The organism is Burkholderia sp. Bmkn7 (genome assembly GCF_041103175.1).
GTDB lineage: Bacteria > Pseudomonadota > Gammaproteobacteria > Burkholderiales > Burkholderiaceae > Burkholderia > Burkholderia cepacia.
Window position 1 is genome coordinate 646,224 of sequence record NZ_JBGCUH010000002.1, and the last position, 14,161, is coordinate 660,384.

Annotated in this window: 14 protein-coding genes; 6 read left to right on the forward strand and 8 right to left on the reverse strand. The window is 66.8% G+C overall.

Annotated features, from left to right (window positions below):
• Nucleotides 1–231 precede the first annotated feature (231 nt).
• Complete coding sequence (locus AB3K92_RS08795; protein ID WP_369465769.1) at nt 232–666, forward strand: type II toxin-antitoxin system RelE/ParE family toxin; 435 nt, start codon at nt 232–234, stop codon at nt 664–666.
• On the opposite strand, the gene AB3K92_RS08800 is transcribed toward AB3K92_RS08795, so the two are convergent.
• The 4 genes from AB3K92_RS08800 to AB3K92_RS08815 all read right to left on the reverse strand — a co-directional run bounded on the left by AB3K92_RS08800 (nt 554) and on the right by AB3K92_RS08815 (nt 3,248).
• Nucleotides 554–1,399, reverse strand: coding sequence for an AraC family transcriptional regulator (locus tag AB3K92_RS08800; RefSeq protein WP_369464838.1), 846 nt, complete (start codon nt 1,397–1,399; stop codon nt 554–556). The genes AB3K92_RS08795 and AB3K92_RS08800 overlap by 113 nt on opposite strands.
• Nucleotides 1,400–1,552: 153 nt before the next feature.
• Nucleotides 1,553–2,371 carry a fucose-binding lectin II gene (locus AB3K92_RS08805; protein ID WP_124843561.1) on the reverse strand — a complete coding sequence of 273 codons (819 nt, stop codon included), beginning with the start codon at nt 2,369–2,371 and terminating at the stop codon, nt 1,553–1,555.
• 124 nt (nt 2,372–2,495) lie between these two features.
• Nucleotides 2,496–2,885 carry a fucose-binding lectin II gene (locus AB3K92_RS08810; protein ID WP_021160613.1) on the reverse strand — a complete coding sequence of 130 codons (390 nt, stop codon included), beginning with the start codon at nt 2,883–2,885 and terminating at the stop codon, nt 2,496–2,498.
• A 96-nt stretch (nt 2,886–2,981) separates the two neighbouring features.
• Entirely contained in the window at nt 2,982–3,248 is a 267-nt protein-coding gene (locus tag AB3K92_RS08815) for a hypothetical protein (RefSeq protein ID WP_369464839.1), read from the reverse strand.
• A 596-nt stretch (nt 3,249–3,844) separates the two neighbouring features.
• On the opposite strand from AB3K92_RS08815, the gene leuA reads away from it, so the two are divergent.
• A complete protein-coding gene (gene leuA / locus AB3K92_RS08820; protein ID WP_042975707.1) occupies nt 3,845–5,554 on the forward strand; it encodes a 2-isopropylmalate synthase in 1,710 nt (569 codons plus the stop codon).
• 95 nt (nt 5,555–5,649) lie between these two features.
• Here leuA and AB3K92_RS08825 read toward each other — a convergent pair whose 3' ends face one another.
• Nucleotides 5,650–6,423, reverse strand: coding sequence for a helix-turn-helix transcriptional regulator (locus AB3K92_RS08825; RefSeq protein ID WP_369464841.1), 774 nt, complete (start codon nt 6,421–6,423; stop codon nt 5,650–5,652).
• 194 nt (nt 6,424–6,617) lie between these two features.
• On the opposite strand from AB3K92_RS08825, the gene AB3K92_RS08830 reads away from it, so the two are divergent.
• From AB3K92_RS08830 to AB3K92_RS08845, 4 genes are all read left to right on the forward strand, one after another.
• The gene (locus tag AB3K92_RS08830; RefSeq protein ID WP_369464842.1) at nt 6,618–8,042 is read left to right on the forward strand and encodes an efflux transporter outer membrane subunit; all 1,425 of its coding nucleotides are present in this window, start codon (nt 6,618–6,620) and stop codon (nt 8,040–8,042) included.
• Nucleotides 8,043–8,089: 47 nt separating this feature from the next.
• Nucleotides 8,090–9,208, forward strand: a complete 1,119-nt coding sequence (locus AB3K92_RS08835) for an HlyD family secretion protein (RefSeq protein WP_059488562.1) — start codon at nt 8,090–8,092, stop codon at nt 9,206–9,208.
• Nucleotides 9,205–10,791, forward strand: a complete 1,587-nt coding sequence (locus AB3K92_RS08840; protein WP_369464843.1) for a DHA2 family efflux MFS transporter permease subunit — start codon at nt 9,205–9,207, stop codon at nt 10,789–10,791. The genes AB3K92_RS08835 and AB3K92_RS08840 overlap by 4 nt, the downstream gene beginning before the upstream one ends.
• Nucleotides 10,792–11,055: 264 nt before the next feature.
• Nucleotides 11,056–11,460, forward strand: a complete 405-nt coding sequence (locus tag AB3K92_RS08845; protein WP_021160608.1) for a hypothetical protein — start codon at nt 11,056–11,058, stop codon at nt 11,458–11,460.
• A gap of 93 nt (nt 11,461–11,553) precedes the next feature.
• On the opposite strand, the gene AB3K92_RS08850 is transcribed toward AB3K92_RS08845, so the two are convergent.
• The 3 genes from AB3K92_RS08850 to AB3K92_RS08860 all read right to left on the reverse strand — a co-directional run bounded on the left by AB3K92_RS08850 (nt 11,554) and on the right by AB3K92_RS08860 (nt 13,539).
• Nucleotides 11,554–11,874 carry a helix-turn-helix domain-containing protein gene (locus AB3K92_RS08850; protein ID WP_048021404.1) on the reverse strand — a complete coding sequence of 107 codons (321 nt, stop codon included), beginning with the start codon at nt 11,872–11,874 and terminating at the stop codon, nt 11,554–11,556.
• Nucleotides 11,871–12,152: a SymE family type I addiction module toxin gene (locus AB3K92_RS08855; RefSeq protein ID WP_230942976.1), complete on the reverse strand. Its 282-nt coding sequence runs from the start codon at nt 12,150–12,152 to the stop codon at nt 11,871–11,873. Before AB3K92_RS08855 ends, AB3K92_RS08850 begins: the two co-directional genes overlap by 4 nt.
• 577 nt (nt 12,153–12,729) lie before the next feature.
• A complete protein-coding gene (locus AB3K92_RS08860; protein WP_369464845.1) occupies nt 12,730–13,539 on the reverse strand; it encodes a prolipoprotein diacylglyceryl transferase family protein in 810 nt (269 codons plus the stop codon).
• Between the last annotated feature and the right edge of the window lie 622 nt (nt 13,540–14,161).

Here is a 14,161-nt window from a genome sequence, read left to right on the forward strand (position 1 = left end):
AACGACGTCGCCTTGGAGGCTGAAGGAAGCGTCTAGAAGACGAATTGACAAACGGCAGCCGGGTACCCGGTTCACCCAGCCTGACGAGAGGTACCCGATCGGGGCTCGTGGCCGGCAGCGGGCATGTCGCTTTGTCGCAGGAGTCGCAATACATGCGGAGGGTCAAGTGCACGTAGCGCGTCGAGACGATGGAAGAACATGGTGCGGATCTGCGGATGCCGTATTCGCGCGATGGGGGAAGGATTGCTCGAATTGCGCCCGCGAGGCCGTGAAGGCATCGGGCGTGTGTTCCATTGCATCCGGGTGGGAGATGAACTCGTCGTCCTGCATTTCTTCGTCAGGAAGACGCAGGAAACACCCAACGACGAGTTGCACATGTCAGGCGCTGATTTCGCAAATGAACTTTGTCGGGAGACCGCATACGCGGCCACGACCCTGGCTGTGAATCGCGCACCTCGAGAAACGGCAACCCGTCCGGTTCATCGTGTGGACACATCCTGGTCGAACACGTTGGCTGCAGAATCAGCGTGGTCCGATGGGTTGTCACGTTCGTTCACGTTGACGCCACAGGTTCGACCGGCAACCAGATCTCCAGCACGCCGGCGCCCGTCACCGGATCGTAGTCGCCGCTGTAGCGTTCGAACTCGGGAGCGTCCACCGCCTTGAATCCCGACGTCGGCAGCCAGCCGTTCCAGATGCTGTAGAAGGTCTGGTGCAACGTCGAGATATGCCCGGCGTGTTCGAACACCGCGTACCGCTGTGGCGCCAGTTCGACCCAGCGAAACGGTGCGGGCAGCCGGTCGCGGCTCGTGACTTCCACGCCCGCGATGTATTCGAAGCTGCCGTCCGCATCGGGGTTGCAGCACACGCCGTACGTCACGTCGCCGATCTGGCCGGGAAGGGTACCGATGTATGGGATGAACGCTTGCCAGAGCGCCGGAATCCCTTCGTTGCTGTCAAACGTATAGCGGTCGCTCATGCCCGCGATCAACCGCTTGCCGGCGGTTTCGAAGCGCGACGGCCTCACGTCGATGATCTTCGGTTCTTTCATGCGCAGCGGCTCCACAAGAGACAATCCGTCGAGGGTGCGCCGTGCCCGCACGTCCTCGGGCGTGACGCCGAAGAGATCGCGGAAGGCGCGCGTGAACGCCTCATGGGAGCCATAGCCGGCATCGAGCGCCACGTGCAGGATGTCCGGCGCGCCTTGCGCCAGCGCACGTGCCGCGCGCGTGAGCCGCCTCGACCGCACATAGCGCATCACCGGCCAGCCGGTATTCATCGAGAACAGGCGCGAGAAGCCGAAGCGCGACATGTCGCAACCGGTGGAGATCCTGTCGAGCGTCAGTTCCCTGTCCAGTTCGGTTTCGATCAACCAGAGAGCTTTTCCTACCGGGTTCATGGCGTGCCAATGAGGGTGTCGGTCGGACTGTATGGTATCGGCGCCGGGGGCACTTGATCGTTCTTGCGGCGCGGGCGGGGAGTGCGCCGGCTGACGCACTGGAACGGATCGCCACGCCGGGCGGCGTGGCGACGGCAGGCAGGGCGGTGCTACTCAGCCCAGCGGCCAGTTCAGGAACACGATGCCGTCGTTGTAGTCGTCGTCGGCGCCGTCTTCCGAGCCGACGATCCCGAAATACGACTTCTTGAAGATATCGACCTGCCGAGAGCCGAGCCGCGACGGCTTGCCGTTCGCCATCACGATCACGCGCACGCGTCCCTTGCCGGAGTCGAGCACCTTGGTGCCGAGGTTCTGGTCCTGCGCGCCGGCACCCTTGAACGTGGCGGCCGGGTTCGGGTTGTCGTCGACGTAGATGTCGATCGTCTGGTCGTTCGCCGCGTTGGTGAGCGCGGTGACGCCGAACTTGATGTTCGGCGGCAGGTTGAACGTGCCGTCGCGCTCGCCGCCGCCGATGCCGCCGGCACCGCTGCCGCCCTCCGCACCGGTTTCGTTGCCGCCGCCGGCGGGCGACGACGATGCAGCCGTTTCCCCGATCGCGGACAGGCTCGCGTACGAGTCGATATGCATCGCGCTGCCGCGCACGCTTTTCCACTGGCCCTTCACGAACGTGACGCCGGTGCCGACGTCGATCGTCGCGACGAGCGTGAACGGCATGCGCCCGGTGCTTTCGGGCACCTTCGACGAATAGGTGAAGCAGCCGTCCGCGACGACACCCTTGTTGGTCGCGATCGCGAAATAGATGCCGGGGAAGTTGTTGCCGGTCGCGTACGGCGTCGGCACGTTGAGGATGACCTGCAGTTTCCCGTTCCGAATCTCTGCCTTGGCGATGTCGATGTACAGGCCCGGGATGTCGACGTAGGTCTCCGAGGTCGCCACGGGGGCACTGACGATCGAAGCCGAAAGGAGGGGCATGGATGTCTCCGTTGGTTGGGCGGGTTTTCGTGGAGTGCGGCGCGAGGTGCCGCTGAATGCGGTGCCCGACCGCCGGCCGGCCCGGAGGCGGCCGGCGGTGGTCGGTCGTCGGCCGTGCGTCAGGTCAGCCGATCGGCCACTGGAGCACGACGATGCCGTCGTTGTAGTCGCTGTCGTGGCCGTCTTCCGACACGACGATCCCGAAGTTGACCGTGTACGGCGAGCCGTCCGATTTCTTGCCGTTGATCGGCGCGAGGCGCGCGTCGGTGGCTGACGGCTTGCCGTTCACCGACACTTCGAAGCGGATCTTGCCGTTGCCGGAATTCAGCGTCGCTTCACGCGGGCCGTCGCGCGTCGTCAGCTTGTGATATGCGGCGGGTTCCTGGCTGTCGCCGATGAACAGCTTGATGTGTTGCTGCTCGGCGGCATTCGCGAAGAAAATCGCGCGGAAATCGGTATTCGGCGGAATCGAAAACTCGCCGGCGCGATTGGAAGACGTTTGAGAATCGGCCATGCTTTCCTCCTGAGGAATGATGGGTAAGGCTTGGAGCCATGTCGCACAAACGTTTGCCGTTTGAAATGCGACGCATCGAGCATGCCGAAAAATAAATCATAAAATATTCGACGAGGAATGGCTATTGTTCAGTAAATCGAAAACCAGGGTTAATCGATTTAATGAAGCGTGTTTAATTGGTGTTATTTGGAAATATTCGGGAACTATATCGGCGTGTATATCGCTTTTCTGAACGATGCGTGATTGCGCCGGCGGGGCAGGGGAGGCGGGGGTGGCAGGTGAGGCGACAGCAAGCGGGCTTGGGCGCGGACGTTCGGTGTTCGCATTTGGCAGCGTTCGTTTCAACATCAGCATCTCGGTCATGGCCGCGCCCACCGGCCACCACCGAACGCCTGCGCCGAAACCCGATCGCAACGGAAATGGGGTGCGGCAACCGGCGAAGTGGATTGACCCACTCACTCCGAACGCGAACAGGGCCCCACCGGCGCCGCACCCATGAAGCATATCGACGGGGCTGCGCGATGCCTATCGGACACGACCGATTCTGAGCGATCAAATTCGGCGCCATTTGCGCCAGGCCCGTTGACAGCCCCCGTCACCCTGTGATTTGATTCCGGCCATGCAAGCCGCCCAGCCCCTCTTCTCGCTACGACTACTAGCCCGTTTCTCCGGGCTGGGTCTGCGGCTGCGCGCTTTCCATCTGCTTCTTTCCTGAAGCGCCAGATTTCCCCCGCATCACCGACCTGGCCCCGGTTGTCGACCGGCGCCTGAGTTCGTCTTTCTTCCGAATCGTTCCGCTCCGTCCCGGTCGCTCAACCGCCAAGGCTGTCGTTCGCCGTACCGCTTTGCCGTTGTGCCGCTTTCCACCGTTTTCACCGCTGTGCGCGCAGCCTGCCACCACGACTGATGGCCATCGCGCCGCGGTTTCCCGACCAACCGACCGAGGACCGAACATCATGATGCTGAAGAACCCCGCGACGAAGTACCGACCGTTCACGCCCGTCAACCTGCCGAACCGCATGTGGCCGACGCGCACGATCACGCAAGCGCCGATCTGGATGAGCACCGACCTGCGCGACGGCAACCAGTCGCTGTTCGAGCCGATGGACGCGGCGCGCAAGATGCGGATGTTCAAGATGCTGGTCGCGATCGGCTTCAAGGAGATCGAGGTCGCGTTTCCGTCGGCGTCGGAGACCGACTTCAACTTCGTGCGCGAACTGATCGAAGGCGGCCACATTCCCGACGACGTGACGATCGAGGTGCTCACGCAGGCCCGCGACGACCTGATCGAGCGTACCTTCGACTCGCTGCGCGGCGCGAAGCGCGCGATCGTGCACCTGTACAACGCGACCGCGCCGGAATTCCGCAAGATCGTGTTCGGCCTCGACCGCGACGGCGTGAAGGCACTCGCGGTGAACGCGGCGCGCACGATCAAGCGCTTCGCCGACGCCGCGACCGACACGCATTTCACGCTGCAATACAGCCCGGAAACCTTCACGGCGACCGAGCTGGATTTCGCGAAGGAAGTCTGCGACGCCGTGTTCGACGTCTGGCAGCCGACGCCGGAGCACAAGGCGATCGTGAACCTGCCCGCCACGGTCGAAGTCGGCACGCCGAACTTCTACGCGGACCAGATCGAATGGATGCACCGCAACCTCGCGCGCCGCGATGCGCTGATCGTGTCCGTGCATCCGCACAACGACCGCGGCACCGCGGTCGCGGCGGCCGAGCTCGCGGTGATGGCCGGCGCGGACCGGATCGAAGGCTGCCTGTTCGGCAACGGCGAGCGCACCGGTAACGTCGATCTCGTCACGCTCGCGCTGAACCTCTACTCGCAGGGCGTCGATCCGGGCCTCGATTTCTCGCAGATCAACGAAGTCGCGCGCACGTCCGAGGAATGCACCCAGTTGCCGATCCACCCGCGCCATCCGTATGTCGGCGACCTCGTGTTCACCGCGTTCTCCGGCTCGCATCAGGACGCGATCAAGAAGGGCTTCGCGGTACAGAAACCCGACGCCGTATGGGAAATGCCGTACCTGCCGATCGATCCGAGCGATGTCGGCCGCACGTACGACTCGATCATTCGCGTGAACAGCCAGTCGGGCAAGGGCGGTATCGCGTACCTGCTCGAGCAGAGTTATGGCGTCGCGCTGCCGCGCCGCCTGCAGGTCGACTTCAGCGCGGCCGTGCAGCGCCTGACCGACGACAGCGGGCTCGAGGTGACGAGCGCGCAGATCTGGTCGCTGTTCCAGCAGGAATACGTGGAAGGCGATGCGCCGCTGCGTTATGTCGGTCATGAGCTGAGCGAGCGCGACGGCCGCGAGACGATCGTGCTGACCGCCGACGTGCACGGCGAGCGCCGCGTGCTGCGCGGTGAAGGCAACGGCCCGCTCGACGCGCTGATGCACGCGCTGCGTACGCCGCTGCGCATCCAGCACTACGAGGAACGCGCGCTGTCGCAAGGCGCCGACGCGAAGGCGATCGCGATCGCGGAACTGGCCGGCACGGGCGTGCGCGGCAGCGCGTTCGGCGTCGGCATCGACGCGAACCTGACGACCGCGTCGATCCGCGCGGTGATCAGCGGGGTCAACCGCGCGTATGCACGCGCGGACGAAGCGGCGCAGGCGACGTTTTTTGGCGCGCAGCAGGCGGTGAAGGCTGTCGCGTAAGCGGCGTCGTGGCGGCTGCGCCGGCGGTGCCCGGCGCGGTCGCGTCGCCGCCGCCGCGCGGCAGCGCGCTATCGTCGCGAAACGGACAGCGCCGCTTATCGGCGCCGGAAGTATTCGCTCGGCGGCACGCCGAGCGCCTTGCGGAACATCGCCGCGAACGCGCTCGGGCTGTCGTAGCCGTGCTCGAGCGCGAGTTCGAGGATCGGCGTGCCGGCCGCGAGGCGCGGCAGGCTCAGCAGCAATCGCGCATGGCGGCACCATGCGCCGTGCGTCATGCCCGTCTCGCGCTTGAACGTGCGTGCGAGCGTGCGCTCGTTCATGTGCGCATCGCGCGCCCACGACTGCAGCGTGACGGCCGCCGACGGGTCGCTGATCAGCCGCGTGCACAGCGCGGCGAGTGCCGGATGGCGTGGCATCGGCACATGCAGCGACAGCAGCGGCGCGATTTCGATTTCGTCGAGGATCAGCGCGAGCACGCGTCCCGCGCGATGCGAAAGGTCGTAGTCGGCTGGCAGTTCGCACGCGGTCACGATCAGTTCGCGCAGCAACGTGCCGACCTCGATCACGCGGCACTCGGCCGGCAGGCTCGGCCGCACTTCGCGCGCGACGAACACCGAGCGCATCTGCACGTCGCCGGCCATCCGGATCTCGTGCTGCGTGCCCGCCGGCACCCACACCGCGCGCCCGGTCGGCACGACCCAGCTGCCGGCATCCGCATACACGAGCATCACGCCGGAGATCGCGTGAATCAGCTGGCCGTGCCGGTGCGAATGCGGCGGATACAGGACACCGGACGCCGCGTCGGACACGGCGACCGCGATCTGCTTGTGCTTGTCCTTGCGCTCGAGCGCGCGGAAAAATGGGTCCACTTGTCCTTTTCTCGACGACGAATGCGCTTTGCGCGCGAGATCGACTGAATGTGCCGAAATTACCATAGGCCCATCGTTTGTTCGACTGCCACCGCACGATGCGCGCCTCCTTCCTTGCTTCGCTTTCCTTCGATTTACCCTTTGCCGCCTCGTCTTGCGCGCCGCGCATTGCCGCCACGCTGCTGAGCGCGGCAATGCTTGGCGCATGCTCCGTCGGCGAGCCGTATCGTCCGCCGTCGATCGATGCGGCACATCGCGCGCCGTTCGATGCCGCCGTCGATGCGCCCGTCGCATCGAGCGGTGCGTTGCCCGATCGCTGGTGGCAGCTGTTCGACGATCCGGCGCTGGACGCACTCGTGCGCGAAGCGCTCGCGCAAAACCGCGATCTCGCGGTGGCCGCGGCACGCGTCGCGCGTGCGCGCGCCGTGCTCGACGAAGCGGGTGCCGCGCGATTGCCCGATACGACGGCCAGCTTCGGCGTCGACTACGGCAAGCACGCGCCCGACCAGATCGTCGCGAGCGCGAAGGGCACCGATGCGCGTACGCGCCGGGGATTCGCGCCGTCGTTCGCGTTGTCGTGGGAAGTCGATCTGTGGGGGCGTGTCGGCCATCTCGTCGATGCCGCGCGCGCCGATTCGGAGGCCGTGCAGGCGGCATCGGATGCGATGCGCGTCGCGGTGGCCGCCGAGACGACGGCCGCCTACGCGCAGGCGTGCGCGTACGGCGAGCGGATCGACGTGGCCGAGCGTTCGGTCGCGATTGCCGACCGCCTCGCCGCGCTGACCGCACGGCAGCGCACGCACGGTCTCGTGTCCGATCTGGAAGTCGCGCGGTCGCGCGCGTTCGCCGACGATACGCGTGCCGAACTGCCGGCGCTGACTGGCGCGCGCCGCGCCGCGTTGTATGAGCTGGCGGTGCTGACCGGGCACGCGCCCGGCGCGATTCCCGATGCGGCCGCGCGCTGCCATGCGACGCCGGCGCTGGCGCGGCCGTTTCCGGTCGGCGATGGTGCCGCGCTGCTCCGGCGCCGGCCCGACCTGCGCGAAAGCGAGCGCCGGCTCGCCGCGTCGAACGCGCGGATCGGTGCCGCCACGGCCGAGCTGTATCCGTCGATCGTGCTCGGTGGGTCGGTGAACTGGCTGTCGACGACCGCCGATCCGTCGTCGCTCGGCGACAAGTACGCGATCGCGTGGGGCGTCGGGCCGCTGATTACCTGGCGCTTTCCGAATCTCGCGGCGAGCCGCGCGCAGCTCGCGCAGGCACGCGCGGACGATGCCGCCGCACGCGCGTCGTTCGACGCGCAGGTGCTGCGCGCGCTGAAGGAAACCGAACAGGCGCTCGCGCGATATGGCGCCGAGTGGCGCCACAAGGCCGCGCTCGAAACCGCGCGCGCCGAACACGCGCGCGCTTTCCGGCTCGCGGAACTGAACTACGACGCGGGCGCGCTGGATTTTCTCGGCGTGCTCGACGCGCAGCGCAGCCTCGTCGCGGTCGATGCGGCACTGGCCGCGTCGACGCAGCAGGTCGCGCTCGATCAGGTTGCCGTCTTCAAGGCACTGGGGGGCGGCTGGCAGCGTCAGGGCCAGCGCAAGCCCGTTATTGACGTGAACGGGCCCTGACCGGCCGTTCGTGAATCCGCACGCACTCAACCCTTCCGATTCCGATCATGAGCACCACAGCCGTACCCGAGAAATCCGCCCGTTTCGCGCGGCGCCACTGGATCGCCGCCGGCGCCTTCATCACCGTCATCGTGCTGGCCGGGTTCGGCTGGCGCTGGTGGACGGTCGGCCGCTTCATCGAACACACCGACGATGCATACGTGCGCGCCGACATCGTGACCGTCAGCCCGCGGGTGGCCGGTTATGTCGCAAGCGTGGCCGTCGACGACAACCAGCCCGTGAAGCGCGGCGACGTGCTCGTCACGCTCGACGATCGCGACTATCGCGCGAAGCTCGACGACGCGCAGGCGGCCGTTGCCGCCGCCGATGCGACGTTGCAGGCCGAGGAAGCCGCGGCCGCGACGCTCGACGCGCAGGTCGGCCAGCAGCGCAGCGTGATCGAGCAGGCGCAGGCCGACGCGGCCGCCGCGCGTGCCGAGGCGACCCGACGCGACGCGGATGCGGCGCGCTACAAGCAGTTGCTCGCCGAATCGGCCGCCAGCGGGCAGCGCTGGGAACAGGCGCACGCCGACGCGCTGAAGGCGCGCGCGGAACTGGCGCGCGCCGGCGCGGCCGTGCGCGCGCAGGACGACCAGCAGACGGTGTTGCGCCGGCGCCGTGCGCAAAGCACGGCCGCGATCGAGCAGGCGCGTGCGCGCCTTGCGGCGTCCCGCGCGAAGCTCGCGCTGGCGCAACTCGATCTCGAGCACACGGTGATCCGCGCGACACGCGACGGCACGATCGGCCAGCGGGCGGTGCGCGCGGGCCAGTACGTCGAGGTCGGGATGCCGTTGCTCGCGGTCGTGCCGCTGCGCGACGTGTACGTCGTCGCGAACTTCAAGGAGACGCAGCTCGGCGCGATGCACGACGGGCAGCCGGTCGAGATCGACGTCGATACCTACTCGGGCCGCACGCTGCACGGCCGCGTGCTCGGTCTCGCCCCGGGCTCGGGTGCCGAATTTGCGCTGCTGCCACCCGACAACGCGACCGGCAACTTCACGAAGATCGTGCAGCGCGTACCCGTGAAGATCCGCCTCGATGCGCCGCCGCCGGGCCTCGTGCTGAGGCCTGGCATGTCGGTGATCGCGCGCGTCGATACGCGCGGCGCACCGGGAGCCGGATCGTGACGGCCGCGGCATCGCGGGCCGCGCAGGCCGCGCAAGATGAATCCGTCTCGCTGCGCGCGTGGGTCGCGGTGCTCGGCGGCGTGTTCGGCTGCTTCATGGCGGGGATGAACGTGCACGTGACGAACGCGTCGCTGCCCGACATCCGCGGGTCGCTGGGTGCGAGCTTCGAGGAAGGCTCGTGGATCTCGACCGCGTACCTGGTTGCCGAGATCGTCGTGATTCCGCTCACCGGCTGGCTCGTGCAGGTGTTCTCCGCGCGCCGCGTGCTGCTCGTCGGCGCAACGGGGTTCCTCGCGTTCTCGATCGCGTGCTCGGTCGCGCCGACCATTTCGACGATGATCGTCGCGCGCGCGCTGCAGGGCGCGTTCGGCGGCGTGCTGATTCCGCTGTCGTTCCAGCTGATCGTCACCGAGCTGCCACCGTCGAAGCATCCGCTCGGGATGGCACTGTTCGCGGTCGCGAACAACGTCGCGCAGGCGGCCGGGCCGTCGCTCGGCGGCTGGCTCACCGACATGTATTCGTGGCGCTGGATCTTCTATCTGCAGATTCCGCCCGCGATCGCGCTGATCGCGGCGATCGCGTGGGCGATCCGCCCGGTGCCCGTGCAGTTGGCGAAGCTGCGGCAGGCCGACTGGTTCGGGATCGCGACGATGGCGATCGGCTTGAGCGCGCTGCAGATCGTGCTGGAAGAGGGCGGGCGCAAGGACTGGTTCGCATCCGACCTGATCGTCGAGCTGTCGATCGTCGCGGTGGCGGGGCTCGTCGCGTTCGTCGCGATCGAGCTGCGGCGCGAGGCGCCGTTCATCAACCTGCGGCTGCTCGGCCGCTACAACTTCGGGATTGCGAGCCTGATGCAGTTCCTGTTCGGCGCGGTGGTGTTCGGCGTCGTGTTTCTCGTGCCGAACTACTTCGCCGAGCTGCACGGTTACAGCGCGCGCGACATCGGCCTCGCGATGATCCCGTATGGGCTCGTGCAGTTCGTGATGTCGTTCCTGACGCCGCCGCTGATGCGCCGCACGAGCCCGCGCGCGACGATCGTGCTCGGCTTCGCGCTCGTCGCGGCCGGCTGCCTGATGAACATCCACCTGACCGCCGACGCCGCGTCTAACGTGATCGTGCCGTCGCTCGTCGTGCGCGGGATCGGGCAGTCGCTCGTCGTGATCGCGCTGTCGGTGATGGCCGTCGACGGAATCGAGAAGGCGCAGCTCGGTTCGGCGTCCGGCGTGTTCAACATGGTGCGCAACGTCGGCGGTGCGATCGGCATCGCGGTGGCGAGCCAGATCGTCGTCGAGCGGCAGAAGCTGCATGCGATGCGGATCGGCGAGGCCGTGACGCCGTTCTCGGAAGCGTTTCAGGAGCGGATGGCGATGCTGGTGCGGTTGCTGTCGCGCGTGCATGTGCCGCGTGCCGATGCGTTGCCGGGTTCGGCGACCGGCGGCGTGCACGAGCTGGCGCTCGCGCTCGTGAACCAGCGCGTGATGCGTGAGGCGCTGTTGATGGCGTACAGCGATACGTTCCTGATCGCAGGTGTTGCGATGGCGGGATGTACGGTGGCTGCGTTCCTGTTGAAGGGGAAAAGGTAAGCGTGATGGGGACGGACACCCGATATCGAAGCCTGACATACCTGACAGGCGAAGAATTCCTGCAATGGGGGTATCGTTCACCCGGCGCAGGCGGGACGACCGGCCTGCGGCCGATATCGTGAGCCAGGCCGGCGCATGTCGCCGGCCTGTCGTTCGTGGTGGCCACGGACGCCAGGGTCGCGCAGGTGCGCGCGTCAGCCTCCCTCTCCGTGGCCCTTGTCCATTCAACCGGCCCTTTGTCGGGCCCATCGCGAGGAAAGCGTCATGACGAAACCCGATTCCCTGAAAGGCGACATCAAGGAGCAAGCCCAGGAAGCCGATCGCCACAACCTGGCGCGCCCCGCCGTGAACGGCGCATTGTGGGCGCGCGGACTGACGACGCAACGGGTGGCCGATCTGTTCAGGACGCAGCGGGGCCTGCCGGGGCACTGGATGCAGGTTCAGAACGAGGTCAACGCCGGGAACCGCTATTTTTATGGTGTCCAGAACGGCCACCAGACGACTGACGAAGGCAAGGAACTGATCCGCTGGATCGCCGATGCGGTGATCAGCGCCGCGCAGCGCGCGGAGTTCGATTTTCCGCTGCAGCAGCTTCAATTTACGGCCGACACGGGCTGGCTGAAGCTGCAGCGTGTGTCGGGTCGTGTGATGGTGTTGTCGCGGCCCTGACCGTCGGGTCCGGCGCGTCGCCTGAACGCGGGGCGACGGGGGTGCGGCCAGGCCCGGCCGCTACGCCCTCCCCTTCGTTCATGTTGCCGACCGTCAGACCGAAACCGTGATGCCTGCCGAATTCGATGGCCCCGCAGGCCGCACCACGATTTCCACCTGCTGACCCAGCGACACCAGCGTCTGCATCAACAGTTCCAGCGAGACGTTCCGGAGCATTTCGCGTTGCTCGGGCGTGACGACCGGCCGGGCCATCTCCGCGAGCGCCGCCGCCTCGTCTTCGCTCAGGCCGCGCGAGACGGTCAGTGCGTTGATCTTCAGAACGAGCGCGGATTTGGCCGACAGTGCTCCCGCGTCATCGAGGCCGAAGTCGGCTGGCAACGTGTCGGCACGTTGTCGCGAGTCGTTGCGATTCATTGTGCGCCTCCCGTGATCACCGAGAACGTCGGCCGCGGCCGTCGTGTTGCGCGATCGGCATCCTGGCCGAAATCGTCGCCGGGCCCGTCTTCGATCGGCGTGACCACCAGCCGCTTGTGCATCACCTCGATCCGCAAGCGCTGCCCGGGTTCGAAACCCGCTGCGTCGATCCAGCGGCCGGACAGTTTCATCCACAGATGGAGGGCTGGCGGTGCCGTGTCGGCGAGCCTGAGATGTGGAACGATGCGGCGAGTCTGAAAAGACGTGCGAGCGGGCACGGAACAATCGTGAAAGCGAACCGGTGCGTTATGATTCCCGTCAGCCATGACTGACTCCTGTACAGAGTGGGTTGTGGTCAGCGGCCCGCGCGTGGTAGTGCACGCGCGGGCCGCGCTCGTTTACGCAGTGGATTTCGATCGACATCCCGTCACATCGTTGGCATGACGAAATGAAATGACATTCCACGCGAAAACGTGCAATCACTCTAGCCGAGATCGGCCGGCATCAGGTGTCGGTCCGGAGCGTCTTCGTCTGCACGGATGGATGCCCCGATGTCTTGCAGGCTTGCTGCGAAACGCTTCCCCGGCGATTGCGCCGGCGGGCCGTGCCGTCACTTTATTGACGATATGTCAGAAAGCGTGTCGGTCGAATACTCCGATTCGCCCGCCACACGTCGCCCGAGGATGTCATGGGCGTCGTGCAGGTGCCGCCCGAACTTGCGCGGGAACGCCGCGGTGCTTTCCGCAACGGCGACCGCGAATCATGCGTGCAGCGCGTCCGTCTGCCGGCGTGCGCTCGCCGCGGTCGAGGCGCGGATGTGACGCAGCGATGCCGCGGCCGTTCGGCCGACGCGCGTTACTGGCCGAAGCGGTCCGCCACGGCGTCCTTCAGCCGCGCGGCGGTGATCTCGCCCATGTGCGATTCGACGAGATTGCCTTTCGCATCGAAGAAGAGCGTCGTCGGCAGCCCGCGCGAACCATAGGCCTGCATTGCGTGCAGTGTGCGATCGAGCAGCACGTGATCGAACCGCAGCCCTTTCTGTTCGAGGAACGCGCGCACCGCTTGCGCGTCTTCGCCCTGGTTGACCATCAGCACCGTCATCCCCGGATGATCCTGCTGCGCTTGCGCGAGGATCGGCATTTCGCGCTGGCACGGCGGGCACCACGTGGCCCACAGGTTCACGACGACCGGCTTGCCCGCGAAGCGTTGCACCGGCACCGGCGTGGCGTCGAGTGCTTCGAGCCGCAACGCGGCAAGCGGCGGCGCGCCGTGCTGCAACGTTGCGAGCGTGCCCTGCGCGATGCCCCACGCGGCGAGGCCCGCGAGCATGCCGGCCATCACCGGGCGACGCAGCGCGGGCACGCGGCGCACGCGCCAGACCGCGAACACGATTCCGGCCGCGAGGCCGATGCGCCAGTCGAAGCCGCCGTCGCCGAGCGCGACGATCGCGCGCGGTGCGGCGGCGTACTCGTGCCACCACTGCGCGACGTAGCCGATGCGCGCGGCGATCAGCCCGAGCAGCAACGTATCGAGGATCAGGCTCGATGCGGTCTTGTGCTGGCCGTCCGGCGGGCGGCGCTGGATGAAACGGGCGACGAGCCACGCGAGCAGCGCGGCGACGGCCACCGCGACGACGCGGATCGAGAAGGGACCGATGCTTAACATGAGCAGGAAAGGGGCGACTTGATCGAGCGGGGGCAGGAGGACGATGATCGGCCGATGAACGCGATGCAGTCAACGGTCGTGATGCGATTCGACATGGCCCGATGCGCGCGGGTTCCCGGCGCGGCGCGTGCATAGTCAGGATGCCGTCATTTTCCGGTAAGCGTGCAGTTATTCGGGCTGGTCTGATGATCGGTTGAGAATCGCTCATCGACAATGCGGTCGCCGGTCCGGCGTGGTGTCCGCCGGTGTCTCGAAAGGGATCTCTGCCTGACGGTCGGCTCCCCCGAGCGGCTGCATTTCCATCGTTTCACATGCGATCGTGTATGCGTTGTGGCGGCAGATGGGCACGGCCGCGATCCGATTCATGCCGGCTGATTCGACGAAACGGGATCGTCGCCGGATTCGGGCACCGGGCATTCACTCGCGCACGGCGTGGTGCGAGGTTGGTGGCAGGCACAGGGTTCCGATGGAGGCAACACACATGAACCGTCGTTGCTGATCGGCCGACCGATGGCTGAGCATTCGCGCAAGCGGGGCTTGCGACCGTATTCAGGAATTTGGCGATGGAGTCATGCCGCGCGCGGGAGCGCGGTGAGAGGCGGGGCAGGCTGAAAGGCCCCCG

What these genes read in the sequence shown, in the direction of transcription:
- AB3K92_RS08795 (WP_369465769.1), top strand. Translation starts at nt 232, where the DNA reads ATGGGGGAAGGATTGCTCGAATTGCGCCCGCGAGGCCGTGAAGGCATC.
- AB3K92_RS08800 (WP_369464838.1), bottom strand. Translation starts at nt 1,399, where the DNA reads ATGAACCCGGTAGGAAAAGCTCTCTGGTTGATCGAAACCGAACTGGAC.
- AB3K92_RS08805 (WP_124843561.1), bottom strand. Translation starts at nt 2,371, where the DNA reads ATGCCCCTCCTTTCGGCTTCGATCGTCAGTGCCCCCGTGGCGACCTCG.
- AB3K92_RS08810 (WP_021160613.1), bottom strand. Translation starts at nt 2,885, where the DNA reads ATGGCCGATTCTCAAACGTCTTCCAATCGCGCCGGCGAGTTTTCGATT.
- AB3K92_RS08815 (WP_369464839.1), bottom strand. Translation starts at nt 3,248, where the DNA reads ATGACCGAGATGCTGATGTTGAAACGAACGCTGCCAAATGCGAACACC.
- leuA (WP_042975707.1), top strand. Translation starts at nt 3,845, where the DNA reads ATGCTGAAGAACCCCGCGACGAAGTACCGACCGTTCACGCCCGTCAAC.
- AB3K92_RS08830 (WP_369464842.1), top strand. Translation starts at nt 6,618, where the DNA reads ATGCTTGGCGCATGCTCCGTCGGCGAGCCGTATCGTCCGCCGTCGATC.
- AB3K92_RS08835 (WP_059488562.1), top strand. Translation starts at nt 8,090, where the DNA reads ATGAGCACCACAGCCGTACCCGAGAAATCCGCCCGTTTCGCGCGGCGC.
- AB3K92_RS08845 (WP_021160608.1), top strand. Translation starts at nt 11,056, where the DNA reads ATGACGAAACCCGATTCCCTGAAAGGCGACATCAAGGAGCAAGCCCAG.
- AB3K92_RS08850 (WP_048021404.1), bottom strand. Translation starts at nt 11,874, where the DNA reads ATGAATCGCAACGACTCGCGACAACGTGCCGACACGTTGCCAGCCGAC.
- AB3K92_RS08860 (WP_369464845.1), bottom strand. Translation starts at nt 13,539, where the DNA reads ATGTTAAGCATCGGTCCCTTCTCGATCCGCGTCGTCGCGGTGGCCGTC.